Consider the following 15799-nt stretch of genomic DNA (forward strand, 5'->3'; position numbering starts at 1 on the left):
AAACGCTTGAAGGCCGCTTGCAACGAGGATTACCTTGCAAAACTGCTCTTCGAGTGGCCCGAGAACAAGGAGGAAACAGGAGCATCAGGGAAAGCTAATATTAGCAAATCTTGATGCGATTGCCCTGGCGCTGGGATTGGTCGCGCATTTATCCGGTGATTCGGTTTAGCTTCGGCGGCGGGGTGGTCGGCACCCGCGCCGGGCTGGAGGCCAAGATCCGCGAGCAGCTCGCGCTCAACCAAGCGGCGCTCGGTATTCGCTGCGAACAGCCGACCAGTGATGGTGCCTTCGCCGAGCTGATCCGCAAGGCCCACGCCAATACCGGCGAGCGCGTGGTGGTGCTGGTCGATGAGTACGATAAGCCGATCCTGGATAATCTGCGCGATCCCGACACTGCGCGCACACTGCGCGACAGGCTGCGCAATCTCTACTCGGTGATCAAGGATTCGGATGCACACATCCGCTTCGCCTTCCTCACCGGCGTGAGCAAGTTCAGCAAGGTGAGCTTGTTCTCAGGACTGAACAATCTCTACGATCTCACCGTCGATGCCGACTATTCGGCCCTGTGCGGGTACACCGAGGCGGACCTGGACGCCGTCTTCGCGCCGGAGCTTGAGGGCTTGGACCGCGCACAGATCCGCGCCTGGTACAACGGCTACAACTGGCTCGGCGAGGCGGTCTACAATCCCTTCGATCTGCTGCTGCTGTTCAAGCAGCGCGTCTGTCGTCCTTGGTGGTTCGAAACCGGCACGCCGACGTTTTTGGTCGATCTGCTCACCGAGCGACAGACCTGGCTGCCTCAGCTCGGTCAGCTGGAGGCCGATACAGCGCTGCTGTCCGCCTTCGATGTCGACCACATCAGCACTGAGGCGCTGCTGTTCCAAACCGGTTATCTCACCATCGCCGAGTACAGCCGGCACTTTGGCGAAGACTGGTACCGACTCGGGTATCCCAATCAGGAGGTCTATCAGAGCCTCAACAACAGCCTGCTGCGCGCCTGGACACCGAGCGGCCAGCCGATGCTGGCCAATAAGCAACGCCTTGGCCGCCTGCTACTGGCGAACGATTTCGACGGGATGCGCGCGCTGTTCACGGCCTTCTTTGCCAGTATTCCGCACGATTGGTATCGCAACAACCCGATTGCCCAGTATGAGGGGTACTACGCCAGCGTGTTCTATGCCTACTTCGCCAGCTTGGGGCTGGATCTGACCCCGGAGGAGAGCAGCAACGCGGGGCGACTCGACCTGGCGCTGCGCTTCAATGCGCAGGTCTACCTCTTCGAATTCAAGGTGGTGGAGCTGGCACCCGAGGGCGGCGCACTGCAGCAGATCAAAGAGAAGGGCTACGCCGAGAAATACCGCGCCGAGGGGCTGCCGATCCATCTGATTGGGGTCGAATTCAGCCGCGAACAGCGCGGGGTGGTGGCGTTCGAGGCCGAGACGCTGGTTTAAGCTCATACAGCGCTCGCTCGCAGCAGAGCAGCCCGACCGAGGCGCGCAGCGCCTCGACCGTTTCACCAGGTTCTGGGCTGAAAGCGCGCGTCGTTGCGGATCTCGATCGCCTGCCCGGATTGGGCGAGCACGAACAGCCCCTTGCGGTAGGCGAAGCGGCCGACCTGGTCGTCGAGCGCGAGCAGATCGATCTCGGCGATCACCTCACCGTTGTCATCGTAGGCGGTGAGGTTGGGCGCGACATGCCAAGCGTAGCGCGGCCAAGCTAGAATAGCGCGCATCAAGGCGCAACCCTTGACATGCCGGTCGATCTCATTGTGCGCGGTTTCGAGGAACACTCACCCACTGCGGGTATCGCCAAAAGCGACAGCCAACGATTATTAACCATGACCGACCTGAACACCCTTTATCAAACCGATTACAGTGCTTGGGCCAAGCGTCACATCGAGCTTTTGCGCGACCGTCGTTTCGCGGAATTAGATATTGATCACTTGCTAGAAGAACTCGGCGATATGAGTAAGAGTGAGCGACGGGAACTCGCAAGCCGATTACTGATCCTGATCGCCCATTTGTTGAAATGGGAATACCAGTATCCACTGCTCTCCGAGCGTTGGCGTGAATTCGATGGTCGCAGTTGGCGCAACACCATCGTCGAGCAGCGCAAACAGGTGTCTGTGTTGCTCCGTCAAGCGCCCGGATTGAAGTCAACCCTCGGTGAGACGATCAGCGCTGTTTATCCCGATGCGGTTGACCTCGCGAGCAAGGAAACCCAGTTGCCACCCGAAACCTTTCCCGAGCAATGCGCCTTGACGGGTGCGCAGTTGCTCGACGATGATTTTTTCCCCAATTCGGCATAAGTTTGCCAATCAATTCGACCGAGGAAACACCGATGCAGTGGTCAGATGTCGTTGACAATGCGATGTTCGCCGATCTGCCTTTTAAGATTGAGCTGACGAAATTCGGCAAGCTGCTGATGAGTCCCGCATCCAACGAGCATGGTAGAATCCAAAGCCATCTCAGCGCCATGTTATTACAACAGCAACCGGGAGGGGATGTCGTCGCTGAATGCTCCATTGCCACCGCCGATGGGATCAAGGTCGCTGACGTTGCCTGGCTCTCTGCGGATTTCGTAGCGCGCCACGGCTTTGTCACGCCCTACCCGAAAGCGCCCGATATCTGTATTGAGATCGTTTCCCCATCCAATTCAATAGTGGAAATGAAGGAAAAGGCGAAACTGTACTTGGATAGCGGTGCCCTGGAGGTTTGGATCGTCCATAGTCTGGATCAGATCGAATTCCTGGGCGTTGATGGCAAGTTGTTGAAAAGCGTTTTAATTCCGTTGTGAACCCGCCATAAGCGCGCGTCGTTGCGGATCTCGATTGCCTGTATGCACCGTCAACGCCTCCCCATCGGCATCCAAACCTTGCGCGAGATACGCGAGGACGATCATTACTACGTCGATAAGACCGGCTATGCGCTGCGGCTGATCAAGGAGGGCAAGTATTATTTCCTGTCGCGCCCGCGCCGTTTCGGCAAGAGCCTGTTTCTGGATACGCTCGCGGAGCTGTTCAGTGGCAACCGGGCGTTGTTTTCGGGGCTGGAAGCCGATGGGCGCTGGGATTGGTCGCGCGCGTATCCGGTCATCCGGCTCAGCTTCGGTGGCGGGGTGGTTCAGAGTCGTGCCGAACTCGATCAGCGGATCCGAGCGCTACTGCGGACCCATCAGGAGGCGCTCGCGCTGACGTGCGTCGATGAGACCGATGTGGCGAGCTGTTTTGAGGAACTGATCCGCAAGGCCCACGCCAACACCGGCGAGCGCGTGGTGGTGCTGGTCGATGAGTACGACAAACCGATCCTGGATAATCTGCGCGATCCCGACACCGCACGCACGCTACGCGATGGGCTGCGCAATCTCTACTCGGTGATCAAGGATTCGGACGCGCATATCCGCTTCGCCTTCCTCACCGGCGTGAGCAAGTTCAGCAAGGTGAGCTTGTTCTCGGGGCTGAACAATCTCTACGATCTCACCGTCGATGCCGACTATTCGGCCCTGTGCGGGTACACCGAGGCGGACCTGGACGCCGTCTTCGCGCCGGAACTCGAAGGCTTGGACCGCGCACAGATCCGCGCCTGGTACAACGGCTACAACTGGCTCGGCGAGGCGGTCTACAATCCCTTCGATCTGCTGCTGCTGTTCAAGCAGCGCGTCTTTCGTCCTTGGTGGTTCGAGACCGGCACGCCGACCTTTCTGGTCGATGTGCTGACCCAGCGCGGCTATTTCACGCCCAATTTGGCGCATGTGTGCGCATCCGAGGCCTTGCTATCGACCTTCGATGTCGATCAGTTGGCACCCGAGGCGCTGCTCTGGCAGACCGGTTATCTGACCTTCACCGGGGCGCGGCAGATCGGCGTGCGTTGGGAATACAGCCTGGGCTATCCCAATCTCGAGGTCGAGTCGGCGCTGAACGATGCCTTGCTCAAGGGCTTGATGGGCGATGCCACGCTGGCCGAGCGTGCGATCAGTCGGCTCTATGACGTGCTGTTGGCGGCTGACTTCGAGGCCTTGCGTCAACACATCCAGAGCTTGTTCGCGGCGATTCCGCATCAGTGGCACGACGGCGGTCCGATTGCTCGTTACGAAGGCTTTTATGCCAGCGTGTTCTACAGCCATCTGGCGGCGCTGGGTCTGGATCTGGTGGCCGAGGAGGCCAGTCATCATGGCCGCCTGGATCTGCGTCTGCGCTTCAACGGCGCCATCTGGTTGTTTGAGTTCAAGGTGGTGGAGCTGGCGCAAATCAAGGCCCGCGGCTATGCCGAGCCCTATCGCGCGGAGGGGTTGCCGATCCACCTGATCGGTATCGTCTTCAGCCGCGAGCGGCGCACCCTGGTCGATTTTGCCATCGAGACGCAAGCCCCGGGCGAGCGATGAGCCTCAGTGTTACCAGGTTCTGGGCTGAAAGCGCGCGTCGTTGCGGATCTCGATCGCCTGCCCGGATTGGGCGAGCACGAACAGCCCCTTGCGGTAGGCGAAGCGGCCGACCTGGTCGGGCACCACCATGCCGGCCACGGCGCCCAGGAGCTGATACGCCCGTACTTGCGTCAACAGGTGGTCTGCTAGGGCGCTAGCAGCCGCGCAGTGCCGTCATGCGGGATCTCGACCAGCCAATCCGGGGTCTCGCCGGCGAGCAACTGATCATAAAACAGGGTGATGCCGTCGCGCCGTTCATAGGTCGCGACCGGGTCGTGCGGGCAGACGAGCAGCAGGTCGACGCCGCGTTGCGCGATGACCTTCCGGGCCGTCTCGGCGTCGCGAAAGAGGATCTGTGTGCCAGCCTCGATGCCGCTGTTGTTGCGGTGATAGGGCGCGGCGAGAACCTGATGCGGGGTCAGCCAGAGCAGCGGCGCGCCCAGGTTGACCGGCGCGGCGATCAGCAGGGGCGCTTGTGTGTGCCACGGCGGTTGATTCAGTCGCTCGGCGATGGCGTGCAGGTCGCAGGTTTCATTGTCGCTGTCGGCGGATGAGTCGCTGATCTTGGTCACCGTCAGCGTGACAACGAGCGGCAGCAGGGCGACCACCACCGCCGGCCCGGCGCGGCGCAGCAGACGCGGCAGCAGGCGCCGCGTCTCGCCGATGCGCGCGCCCACTGCCGCCGCCCACCAGGTCAGCGCCAGGCCGGCATAGAGGTTGGCGAGCGCGGCACCGCGCAGTTGCCAGCCCATCAGCAGCAGCCCGCCGGCGATCAGCAACGTCATCCCGAGCCAGCGCGTTCGGGCACGAGGCGAGCTAACCCGACTGCGCCAGGCGCTCAGCAGTAGCGCCAGCAGCGGCAGGACGATGAACGAGCTGGCCGTGGCGGGCCGCTCCCGGAGCCCCTTCAGCAGTGGTTGCGCCTCGCTGACGCGCGCGACCAGTTGCGCCGATGGCTCGGCGAGGCCAGCATAGGGTCCGCTGGCGCAATGCGGGATCAGCATGTAGAGCAGGCCGAGCAGGAGCAGGCCGAGGGGAATGGCGAGGAGGAGCCGCGCCTGTGCGTGCCCGAGGTGTTTGAGGTGGCCCATTGGGCCGACATTGCTGTGGTTCATGTGGCCAGACGGCACACGCTGGTCGGCCCGCGAGTGTCTGGGTCTGCCGCGCGCGAGCCAATGCTCAGCGGCGATGGTCCCGAGGCCGAACAGCGCCACCGCCGCCGCGAGCGCGACGCTGACCCAGGAGAAGGCATCGCAGGCGCTGGAATCGCGCGCGCCCGGTGCCAGCGCCAGCGGGATGAGCGCCAGTGTGGTCAGGGTCAGCGCCAGCCCGTAGCGCGCCAACTGCTCGGCGCCACGGCGCCCGTGCCGCAGCCAGCCAAGAGCGAGCAGGGCGGCGCCGAAGGCCACTGGCGGGATCGCCTCGGCGCCGATCCAGAGCCCGAGCGCACCAGCGATCCCGGCCAGCGGCGCCAGCCAAGGCGCCGGCGCGCGCCTGGCGAGCTGCACACTGAGCCGGGTGCCTTGCTGAGCGCCGAACCTTGTACCGTCCCGCGCACCAAGCGGCGTCCCGAGGAGGGCGAGGATGCGCAGCAGGGCGCCGGCGCTGAGGGTTGCCAGCAGCAGTTGCCAACCGTGATGATCGACACGGCCGGCGGCGAAATCCGCCAGCGGCACGTTGAGCCCAATCGCGACTAGCCCGGCGAACAGCAGCCCGGCGCGCCCGGTGAACGGCCGCGCGGCCCAGACGAAGGCGGCGAAGAAGGCCACCCCGAGCAGCGCCGGCACCAGATGAGCCGCGAGCAGCGCGGCCTTGTCGGCGCCGAGCAGCGGCTCGCTCAGCCAGATCACCGCCGCCAGCGGCAGATCCGGCAGCCGCGACCAGTGCATGTCGACGCCCGTCGGCGGATTCAGCCGGGGCTGCGTCAGTTCGTACCAAGCGCCGGTCTCCAGCCAGCGTTGCACCTGGAGCACGCGCATGATGTCATCGGAATCCTTGAACGGTAGCCCCTCGATGATCGGCGCGGCACCGGCGCGCCACAGGCAGAGCCCGAAGACGAGGACGGCGAGCACCAGCAGGAGGTAACGATGAACGCGGTTTGGGGGAGTGGACATGGTGAGATCGAAATACGGAGAGGTTGCTGGGTGATGGGCAGCGGACGGCTAGGCAGCGGATGCTAGAATAGCCGCTCTTTGGGGTTTCTTGGGGTGCTTGGAGCTTCCGCTCGCTGACAAAGAAAAATTACTATGGGCTGGTCAAAAAAAATTTCCGCTCCTTTTGAGCTGTTGCTGGTTTGGGTTTCAAAGGCTTCACTACGGCGATTCTTTCTTTCGATTTTCATTCCGTTAGTAATCATTTACGGCCTAACGGCTAGTTGGCAATTACCAGTTAATGGTGATGCCTTGACAAATGCAATTACGGCCTGGCATATAGGGAACAAAGGGACTGTTTATCTTACTGGCTACGGGCATTTGACGGAAAAGCCTTTTCATGGGCCCTTTGGTTATTATGTAAGCACACCTAAAGGAACAGTATCGCAGTATCCTCCAGGCGCCGCTTTATTAGCGGTACCAGTATATATGCTGGCGCATGGTCGATTACATGAGGCTGTTTTACTAAACCCTTCGAGACCTGAGATTGAAGCCGTAGCAGTATCCTTGCCTCCATTATGGCCTGCAACAGTAACCGCAGTGCTTGCAACAGCGGCCGCCATTGCCTTCCTTGGTTTAGTATTTCGTGGCCAAAGCCAACCACGAGAAGCTTGGATTGCTGCTTGGGTAGTTGGATTAGGAACGAGTGCATGGTCAGTTGCTTCGGATGCACTTTGGCAGCATGGACCTGCAATGTTTTGGATTGCTTTGGGGCTCTTGCTCAGTAGTCGTAAGAATTATTGGGCTTCAGGGCTTGCCTTAGGTGGAGCGGTGTTGACGAGACCTCACACAGCCTTTGTTTGTGCATGCCTTGGTATCGCCTGTGGTGTTTCTAATCGTTCAATTCGTCCAGTTATCAGCATTGGTGTTGGGTCTGCTCTTGGTCTCCTTTTTCTTCTTGTTTACAACGCACTAATATTTAGTGAGGTTTCGATATCAGGTGGATATGGCGATTCTTTTCAGAATAGGCTTGTCTCTTTTGATTTCTTGTTTCTATTTCTAAATATTTTGGGTGGATTATTAGATCCTCGTGTAGGATTTCTAATCTGGTCTCCTTTTTTGATACTTCTTCTGCCTGGTTTGCCTGTAGCCTGGAAGAACAGTGGGCCTTGGGCACGTGGAGCGGCAGTCGGCGGTTTAATCTATTTGTTATTACAATACAAAATGAACCGTTATTTGCCTGAATTCATTCCTTACCGTTACCCGCTCGAGGCTCTTGTCGCTTCGGCCCCGTTGTGGTTTGCTGCTTATCTGTATCACATTAAAAATAGTAATAATCGAATAAAGCGAATTTTTATTTATCTTCTTGCCTCAGGTGTTGTTTTGCACTTCGTTGCTGCCCTAGCAGGATGACTCGAGTCTCGGTTATCTATCATGAATACTTATGGTAATAAAAGAATAAATTTATTTGCGCATGAAGCCGCTAGCGTCTCATCGCTTTTTTTCTTCTTGTCAATTTTTTTACCCTTATTGATAATTTACGGGTTAACTGCACATTGGACGCTTCCTTATGATCCAGATGCGATGAGTAATGTCGTTGCTTCCTGGCATCTTGGAAACACTGGGTCTGTCATTTCTCATGGATACGAAGATTTTACATCTACGCCAAATCATGGCGCAATTGTTTCTTTTGTTGATTCTCCTAATGGTCCGGTATCAAAATACCCTCCCGGGGCGGCGATGCTGCCAGCTCCGTTGTATGCTCTTGAGCCATCCCAACTCTTGCCAGTAACTATCACTAATGCCTCAAGGCCAGAGGTAGGAAGCATCAACTTTTTATTACCTGCACTCTGGCCAGCGACTTTGAGCTGCGTTTTGGCAACTGCGGCTGCCATTGGGTTCGTTGGAATTTCTTTTCTTCAGATTGGTTCTCCACGGGATGCATGGATCGCCGCCATGATTGCAGGGCTTGGAACTTCAGCCTGGTCAGTGGCATCTGCTGAGTTGTTTCAGCACGGTCCGGCAATGCTCTGGATTGCGCTAAGCGTTTATCTTAGCAGCCAACAGCGCTATTGGGCTGCCGGTTTATCATTTGGTGCAGCGATACTGACCCGTCCGCTCACAGCAGTCATTCCAGCGATAGTCGGTTTTGGAATAGGTGTTTACGGACGTTCTTTTTTTCCAATTTTACGTATTGGTCTTGCTTCATCGCTTGGTGTGCTATTTCTTCTCTTATATAATTTACTCGTCTTTGATGCGCTTTCGATTACAGGTGGGTACGGAGACGGCATTACGCAAGGACTTGAAGCCTTTGATATTTGGTCTTATTTGATCACAATAATTGGTGGTTTATTTGATCCTTTTCAGGGCTTTTTGGTCCTATCACCTTTTTTTCTTTTGCTTATCCCTGGGCTCCTGCCAGCTTGGCGTCAGACTCCACCTTGGGTGCGAGTTTCAGCCCTCGGTGGTTTAGTTTATCTGCTGATGCAGTTCAAATTAAACCGTTACAACCCAGCTAATACCACCTTGTATCGATACCCACTGGAAGCTCTGACTGTTTCGGCCCCACTGTGGTTTGCAGCCTATCGTTTTTGGTTGAAAGATGCCGGTCCGACCTGGCGCCGACTCTGGCCTAAGGCAGTTGTGCTCGCGATAGGTATCCAGGGTATTGGAGTTTGGATCATCTAACTAGGTCAGCCAACAAGCTCAACAGCAGGTCATCGACAGTTTTCAGCAATGCATCCACCGATCAACCAAGGGGCACGCCCAATGACCAACCTGGCCCAACAGTTTAGCCTCAGCATCGATGACTACTATCGCCGCAACCCCTGCCTGCTGGTCGAGGTGCTCTCGGACTCGACCGCGCGGATCGATTGGCGCGAAAAGTTTTCCGATTTTGAATCAACCTGGAGCAGCCGATGACGACACTTGAATCGATCAAAGAGACCGTCAAGCGCGAGTTGCCCGCATGGCTCGAATCCGATCCTTCCTTTCGCGAAGCCATTCTTAGTCTGACCGCCAACCTCTACAGCCGCCGCGACGAGACCAACGCTTGGTTCCATCAAACGTTGGAGGAAATGCGCCGAGAGCGTGAACGCCAAGACGCACTTTGGAAAAAGAATGACGAACGCCTTGAGCGCGAGCGCCAGGAAGCCGAACGCAAGTGGGAAGCCAACCAGGCAGAGCTGCAAGCGTTGCGAGAGGAGCAGAACCGTAAGTGGGAAGCTAACCAGGCAGAGCTGCAAGCGTTGCGAGAGGAGCAGAACCGCAAGTGGGAAGAGCAGAACCGCAAGTGGGAAGTCAACCAGGCGGAGCTAAAAGGTCTCCATGAGGAAAGCCTTGCGCTGGGTAAACGCATCGATCGCGGCATCGGTGCCCTGGGCGCGCGCTGGGGATTGCGCTCGGAGCAGGCCTTTCGCGACGCACTGGCCGGCATCTTGGAAAAGACCTTTGGCGTCGAGGTGCTCAATGTGAGCGAATACGATGACAACGGCGAGGTGTTCGGCCGTCCGGACCAAGTCGAGATCGATGTCCTGATCAAAAACGGTCTGCTGATCCTCTGTGAGCTGAAATCCTCGATCGACAAAGCCGGGATGTATATCTTCGAGCGCAAGGCCCGGTTCTACGAGCGGCGGCACGAGCGCCAGGCCAACCGTCTCATCGTCATCTCGCCGATGATCGACAGCCGCGCTCAAGATGTTGCCAGGCGCCTGGGAATCGAAACGTACGGCGCGCCTGAAGACGTGTCGACTAATTAGGGGTCTTGCTGCTTCGGACAGGATGAACAACCGAGCCTTGAGGTGCTAACGATGACGGATGTGACAACGCTCTTGACTCAAGGCGAGCATGCGTCCCTGGAGTTCAAGACGCAGGATGTGCGTCCTGAGGCGCTGGCCAAGGAGTTGGTGGCCTTCTCCAATACGCTCGGGGGGGTCGTGCTGATCGGTGTCGCTGATGATGGCGCTATTCAGGGCGTGGCTGATCGCGCCCTGATCGAGCAGCGGGTGATCAATGTGGCGCGACACAATGTCGTGCCAGCCATCGATCCGGGACTGTCTTGGAGTCGTGTTGACAATCGGGATCTCTGCCAAGTGACGGTTGGTAAGGGAACGGCGAAGCCTTATCAGACGCTTGACGGGAAATTCTTGATTCGGGTTGGCTCAGCCAATCGGCAGGCCACGAAAGAAGAGCTGAGCCGACTGTTCCAAGCCGCGGGCTTGGTTCACTTCGATATCTCGCCGGTCGAGCAGACCGGACCGGAGGATCTCGATGAAGCTAAGCTTCAGAGCTATTGGCAGACCTCTTATCAGCTCGACTACTATCGCCTTGATCGAGATGAGCGCATTAACCTGTTACTCAATGCCGATCTGTTGAGCTTGCATGAGGGTATCCCTGTCTGCACGATCGGCGGTCTGCTGATGTTTGGTCGACAACCACAGCGCCGACTGCCGCAGAGTGCTATTCAGTTCGCTGCCTTCGATGGCATTGATATAACCGATCCCCTGCTAGATAAAAAAGAGCTCACGGGGGTTCTGCCAGATCTGATCGAAAACGCCGCGGCGCTAGTGCGCCTGTTGTTACCCAAACCATCGACACTCGATGGGCTGCGCCGCGATGAACAAGAGCAGATTCCGCCGGGGGTGTTGCGTGAGGCACTAGTCAATGCCGTGTGTCATCGTGATTATTCGATCTCGCAGCGTCGGATTCAGCTCTTTCTGTTTCGTGATCGGCTCGAGGTGCGTTCTCCAGGCCGTTTGCCCAATACCTTGAACTTACAGAAGATTCGTTATGGCAATTCCGCGCCAAGGAATCTCTTATTGCTCAAATACCTCGACAACATGCGCTACATCGATGGCTTGGGGCGAGGCATTCCACTGATGATAAAGACCTTGGGCGAACGCGTCAGCTTTGCCGAAACAGGTGAGATCTTCTCGGTGACAATCCGGCTGTAACCATGAAGCTAATGACCATTCAGGGCTATCAAGCAGTCATCTCGTTCGATCCCGAGTCAGCGCATGGAGGCGAATCTGGCTGTGCTGGAAGATTTGTTTGAGCATTTCAGTTCTCTGCCGTTCGATGGCACCAACCGATCAACCAAGGGGCACGCTCCATGACCAACCTGGCCCGACAGTTTCACCTGAGCATCGATGACTACCTTGCGGCTGAGGAGGGTGCTGATATTCGCCACGAGTACATCGACGGTGAACTCTATGCCATGACTGGCACTAGCGACCGGCATGGCCTCATTGTCGGCAACCTCTATGCTTTTTTGCGTCCGTTGCTGCGCGGTACGCCTTGCCAGCTCTTCGCCAACGATATGAAAGTAAGGCTCAGGATCGCCGATCAGGATATCTTCTACTATCCCGATCTGCTTCTGAGCTGCGATCCCGACGACCGCGAGACCTATTACCGCAGCAATCCCTGCCTGCTGGTCGAAGTGCTCTCGGACTCGACCGCGCGGATCGATCGGCGCGAAAAGTTCTTTGCCTACCAGACCATGCCCAGCCTGCAGGAATATCTGCTGATCGAGCAGAACAGTCGCGCCATCGAGATCCACCGCCGCGCCCGTGGCTGGGCCTTGGAGTGCATCACTGAAGGTGGCGTGCGGCTTGAGTGTCTGGATGTCGAGGTGTCGCTAGAGACGCTGTATGAAGATGTTAACCTAACGCTCTTTTCCGATTTCTGAATCAACTTGGATCAGCAGATGACGACGCTCGAATCGATCAAAGTGAATTTTTGCCATGATTGGCTTTGCCCTAAACGAGCTTGCCACACGAGAACGATGCGCTTAACCGACCAACAACGCCATCTCAACGGTCTGTGCGCCTACGTCGGTTGGCTGCGGACAGATGCATCTGTCCAGCGCATCCTGGCATAATGGCGCAAGATGCCCTAAACTCTATCAAGCTGCAAATTTGATAGATAATAGGACATCATGTGTTCCGATCAGGAAAGCATTGTTGGGCAGCTGAAGGCCGCGCGCGAAGCCGCTGGACTCAGCCAGCGTGCATTGTCGGCGATGACCGGCCTTCAGCAGGGACAGTTGTCAAAGATCGAATCAGGCTTGGTCGATCCCCGCCTCAGCAGTGTGCTGGAGATGGCACGCGCGCTGGAGCTCGAGCCGGTCCTGGTGCCCCGCCGTTCGCTGCTGGCGGTGAGGGCTCTGCTCGGCTTGGATGCAGATGCGGGTCGCCCTGCTTACCGCCTCGACGATGACGATGACGAAGCGGAGGACGAGGGCGATGCCTGAGCCGTTGAGCTTGGAGATCCTGCTGCATGAGCAGCCGATCGGCAGCCTGAGCCTGTTAGAGGGCGATCGCAGCATCTTGTCCTTTTCTCCAGCCTATATCGAGCAGGACGATCGCCCGGTGCTCAGCCTGAGCTTCAAAGATCGTTACGGGCAACTGATCACCGGGCAACGGTTGTATCAGACCCGGTTGATGCCGTTCTTTTCCAATCTGCTGCCAGAGGGGCCGCTGCGGACCTATCTGGCCGCCATGGCCGGGGTGAAGCCCGTTCGGGAATTCTTTTTGCTCTGGGCGCTGGGTGAGGATTTGCCCGGTGCTGTGAAGGTGCGGGCTCACAGCGGGCAGGGGCGTTGGCCGCCGCCGGCGTTGTCGGCTCGCACGGCGGTCGAGTCAGGCCCTGCGCAACCGCGGGGGTTGCTGCGGTTCTCGCTGGCCGGCGTGCAGCTGAAATTCTCGGCCGTGATGGGAGCGAGGGGTGGGCTGACGATCCCGGCGCAAGGTGTTGGCGGCGGCTGGATCATCAAGCTCCCTTCGGCTCAGTATCCTGGCGTGCCGGAGAATGAGTATTCGATGATGACGTTGGCGCGGATGGTCGGGATTGAGGTGCCCGCGTTCGAGCTGGTTGATCTCGACCGGGTGGCCAATCTGCCCGAAGGCATTGAGCGCATCGGGGCCAAGGCGTTTGCGATTCGTCGATTTGATCGCGCCGATGATGGGCGGGCGGTCCATATCGAAGATTTCGCGCAAGTCTTTGGCGTCTATCCCGATGAGAAGTATGGGCGGGCGAGCGCCCGCAATCTTGCCACGGTGATCGGCACCGAATGCGGTTTGGGCGATGTCGTGGAGTTCATCCGGCGCTTGGTCTTCAATACGCTGATCGGCAATGCCGACATGCATCTGAAGAACTGGTCGCTGATCTATCCAGATGGGCGTCATGTGCGGCTAGCCCCAAGCTATGATGTGGTTTCGACGCTAGCCTATATCCCCGATGATCGAGCAGCGCTGAAGGTCAGTCGCTCGGCGCGCTTCGATGCGTTCACGCGCGAGGAGTTGTCGCACCTGGCAGACAAGGCGCAGCTGCCGCGGCATTTGGTGCTCGACACGGCCAGCGAGACGGTCGAGCGCTTTCGACAAGTTTGGGATGCGGAGAGGCCGCATCTTCCGATGGCATCATCGGTTGCGGAGCGCATCGATTGGCACCTGGGCCGCATACCCTTATTGGCTGAGACTTGATCGTTTGGCTCGCTACTTCACGCTGCTCTGGCATAACTCGCACCTAGGGTCCGAGGCGGATCGGCGGTTTTATCAGGCCTTGGTGGGTTAATATCTGGCACCCAGTCGCCTCTCATCAGCGAAACCGGCGACGCCAATGTCGCGAACTTCGCCCGGAGCAGACGAACAGATCGACCCCCTTAAGTTCAGCCGGCACCTGACCGCGGACAGGCGCTTATGAAGCTACCACCCTCAGAAGCCATTCCCGACGTTTTCGCACGCGAAGTCCGCCGGCGCCTGGGCACACACGTCAAGGATCTGCGCCTCTTTGGTTCGCGAGCCCGAGGCGACGCTCAACCCCATTCCGACTACGATATGCTGGTGATCGTCGATCGGCGCTCGCCGGACATCCGCGCCGCGATTCTGGAGATCGAAGTCGACCTGATCGACCGCTATGAGGCCTTGGTGACATCCATCGTCAGAACCGAAGACGAATGGAAACAGCGGCAAGGCACTCCGCTGGCCCTGAATATCGAGCGCGAGGGGCGGCGAATATGACACCTCACATCGAATCGGTCTTAAGGAAAGCCGTTGAGAAACTCCGTGTTGCCGAAATGCTCGTCGCAAACGGCGCCTGGGATGATGCCGTTTCGCGCGCCTACTATGCCGCTTTTCATGCCATCAGCGCCCTGCATCTGTCACAAGGCCAGACGTTTTCTTCTCATGCGCAATCGATCGGACGATTCAATAAGGATTTCGTGAGGACCGGCATGTTTTCCAAAGAATTTACAGCCATCCTGACACGCCTGTTCGAGGATCGTCAGAGCGGCGATTACGATGTGTCCGGTTTGGTAACGGCCGAAGACGCACAGCGTGATGTAGACGATGCCCGACGCTTGCTCGAAGCCATCGATGCTTATTTACGCACAGCATCATAACGTGCCAACCGCGTCAGCTTCGACGACCCGCGCCTACGCGCCCTGCTGCGCGAGATCCACACACGCGGCCACGAGATCGGCCTCCACCCCGGCTACAACCAGCACTGGCAAAACCGCGACACAGGCCAGCGTCCGACTCGCCTGCGGCCTCGCCGCCGACCTGCTCAAACGCCGCTCGCCCAGCCTGGCCTGGCGCAACCTGCGCGGCCAATGGTGTGCCCGTCGCGGCGATTACAGCGTCAGAACCGAAGACGGATGGATCTTCAACGCGGCGGGGGCGATCAGTGGCAGCGCATCTAATCAAAGACTGCTTTAATGTTAAGGGTTCACATTATAGATGCCTTTATCATGAAACGGACCACGGGCACTGACGTCACCTCGACAACGCTGAGCGAACCGGTTCGGGCCTTCGTCCCGCATCCTCTGCCGCCGAGCAATCCCGAGCTGTCTCCAGAAGCGTATGCCGACCTGAATCATCAGGCCGAGTTCGCGCTCGCCCGCCTGTCTGGCGTGTCCGGGCTGGTGCCGTCGGTGGACTGGCTGCTGTACAGCGCCATCCGCAAGGAAGCGCTGCTTACCTCGCAAATCGAAGGCACCCAGGCGACATTGACGGATCTGTTCGATGAGGAAGCAGGTCTCGCGGTCAGCAACACGGACGATGTTGAGGAAGTCTCCAACTATCTGCGCGCCTTCCGGCTTGTGCGGGACAACCTGCGCGACCCCAATGGCCTGCCCATCAGCGTGCGCCTCACCGGCGCCATGATCATGGGAGACGAGCCCCTGCTCGGCGCCATTCCTATGGAAGACATGGACCTGGTCGTCGTGCCAGCCCAACAACGGGTCGACGTCAATCCTGCTAGCCCCAATGTGCCCATGTCGCTGGCTAAATAAG

The 15799-nt window shown here is 58.3% G+C and carries 18 protein-coding genes; 15 read left to right on the top strand and 3 right to left on the bottom strand.

Translation table 11 applies throughout. The features are described from left to right. Positions 1–113 precede the first annotated feature (113 nt). Positions 114–1451 (top strand): PD-(D/E)XK nuclease domain-containing ATP-binding protein, encoded by a 1338-nt coding sequence (locus tag CCR82_RS02395; RefSeq protein ID WP_201243766.1) that lies wholly within the window; start codon positions 114–116, stop codon positions 1449–1451. 62 nt (positions 1452–1513) lie between these two features. On the opposite strand, the gene CCR82_RS02400 is transcribed toward CCR82_RS02395, so the two are convergent. Next, the gene (locus tag CCR82_RS02400; protein ID WP_201243767.1) at positions 1514–1732 is read right to left on the bottom strand and encodes a hypothetical protein; all 219 of its coding nucleotides are present in this window, start codon (positions 1730–1732) and stop codon (positions 1514–1516) included. 18 nt (positions 1733–1750) lie between these two features. On the opposite strand from CCR82_RS02400, the gene CCR82_RS02405 reads away from it, so the two are divergent. From CCR82_RS02405 to CCR82_RS02415, 3 genes are read left to right on the top strand one after another with little or no spacing between them, the layout of a single operon-like run. Next, the gene (locus tag CCR82_RS02405) at positions 1751–2308 is read left to right on the top strand and encodes a DUF29 domain-containing protein (RefSeq protein WP_338073082.1); all 558 of its coding nucleotides are present in this window, start codon (positions 1751–1753) and stop codon (positions 2306–2308) included. A gap of 32 nt (positions 2309–2340) precedes the next feature. Further along, positions 2341–2796, top strand: coding sequence for a Uma2 family endonuclease (locus CCR82_RS02410; protein WP_201243768.1), 456 nt, complete (start codon positions 2341–2343; stop codon positions 2794–2796). A 42-nt stretch (positions 2797–2838) separates the two neighbouring features. Further along, a complete protein-coding gene (locus CCR82_RS02415) occupies positions 2839–4380 on the top strand; it encodes a PD-(D/E)XK nuclease domain-containing ATP-binding protein (RefSeq protein WP_201243769.1) in 1542 nt (513 codons plus the stop codon). A 9-nt stretch (positions 4381–4389) separates the two neighbouring features. On the opposite strand, the gene CCR82_RS02420 is transcribed toward CCR82_RS02415, so the two are convergent. Both CCR82_RS02420 and CCR82_RS02425 read right to left on the bottom strand, forming a co-directional pair. Next, on the bottom strand, positions 4390–4554 hold the full coding sequence (locus CCR82_RS02420) for a hypothetical protein (protein ID WP_242513197.1): 165 nt from the start codon (positions 4552–4554) through the stop codon (positions 4390–4392). A gap of 11 nt (positions 4555–4565) precedes the next feature. Continuing rightward, positions 4566–6533 carry a hypothetical protein gene (locus CCR82_RS02425; RefSeq protein WP_201243770.1) on the bottom strand — a complete coding sequence of 656 codons (1968 nt, stop codon included), beginning with the start codon at positions 6531–6533 and terminating at the stop codon, positions 4566–4568. Positions 6534–6665: 132 nt separating this feature from the next. On the opposite strand from CCR82_RS02425, the gene CCR82_RS02430 reads away from it, so the two are divergent. The 11 genes from CCR82_RS02430 (at position 6666) to CCR82_RS02480 (ending at position 15798) form a co-directional block, all read left to right on the top strand. Further along, positions 6666–7922 (top strand): hypothetical protein, encoded by a 1257-nt coding sequence (locus tag CCR82_RS02430; protein ID WP_201243771.1) that lies wholly within the window; start codon positions 6666–6668, stop codon positions 7920–7922. A gap of 21 nt (positions 7923–7943) precedes the next feature. After that, positions 7944–9197, top strand: coding sequence for a hypothetical protein (locus CCR82_RS02435; protein WP_201243772.1), 1254 nt, complete (start codon positions 7944–7946; stop codon positions 9195–9197). A gap of 81 nt (positions 9198–9278) precedes the next feature. Then, positions 9279–9431 carry a Uma2 family endonuclease gene (locus tag CCR82_RS02440; RefSeq protein ID WP_201243773.1) on the top strand — a complete coding sequence of 51 codons (153 nt, stop codon included), beginning with the start codon at positions 9279–9281 and terminating at the stop codon, positions 9429–9431. Continuing rightward, entirely contained in the window at positions 9428–10267 is an 840-nt protein-coding gene (locus CCR82_RS02445) for a PD-(D/E)XK nuclease family protein (protein ID WP_201243774.1), read from the top strand. The genes CCR82_RS02440 and CCR82_RS02445 overlap by 4 nt, the downstream gene beginning before the upstream one ends. Before the next feature lie 72 nt (positions 10268–10339). Beyond that, the gene (locus CCR82_RS02450; RefSeq protein WP_201243775.1) at positions 10340–11461 is read left to right on the top strand and encodes an RNA/DNA-binding domain-containing protein; all 1122 of its coding nucleotides are present in this window, start codon (positions 10340–10342) and stop codon (positions 11459–11461) included. A gap of 158 nt (positions 11462–11619) precedes the next feature. Further along, on the top strand, positions 11620–12195 hold the full coding sequence (locus CCR82_RS02455; RefSeq protein ID WP_201243776.1) for a Uma2 family endonuclease: 576 nt from the start codon (positions 11620–11622) through the stop codon (positions 12193–12195). A 249-nt stretch (positions 12196–12444) separates the two neighbouring features. Beyond that, the gene (gene relB, locus CCR82_RS02460; RefSeq protein WP_201243777.1) at positions 12445–12759 is read left to right on the top strand and encodes a type II toxin-antitoxin system RelB family anti-toxin; all 315 of its coding nucleotides are present in this window, start codon (positions 12445–12447) and stop codon (positions 12757–12759) included. Beyond that, entirely contained in the window at positions 12752–13990 is a 1239-nt protein-coding gene (locus CCR82_RS02465; protein WP_201243778.1) for a type II toxin-antitoxin system HipA family toxin, read from the top strand. The genes relB and CCR82_RS02465 overlap by 8 nt, the downstream gene beginning before the upstream one ends. Positions 13991–14206: 216 nt before the next feature. Further along, positions 14207–14527: a nucleotidyltransferase domain-containing protein gene (locus CCR82_RS02470; RefSeq protein WP_201243779.1), complete on the top strand. Its 321-nt coding sequence runs from the start codon at positions 14207–14209 to the stop codon at positions 14525–14527. Then, positions 14524–14907 (top strand): HEPN domain-containing protein, encoded by a 384-nt coding sequence (locus tag CCR82_RS02475; RefSeq protein WP_200348903.1) that lies wholly within the window; start codon positions 14524–14526, stop codon positions 14905–14907. The genes CCR82_RS02470 and CCR82_RS02475 overlap by 4 nt, the downstream gene beginning before the upstream one ends. Before the next feature lie 348 nt (positions 14908–15255). Further along, entirely contained in the window at positions 15256–15798 is a 543-nt protein-coding gene (locus tag CCR82_RS02480) for a Fic/DOC family N-terminal domain-containing protein (protein WP_201243780.1), read from the top strand. Position 15799 lies beyond the last annotated feature (1 nt).

Source organism: Halochromatium salexigens (genome assembly GCF_016653295.1).
GTDB lineage: Bacteria > Pseudomonadota > Gammaproteobacteria > Chromatiales > Chromatiaceae > Lamprobacter > Lamprobacter salexigens.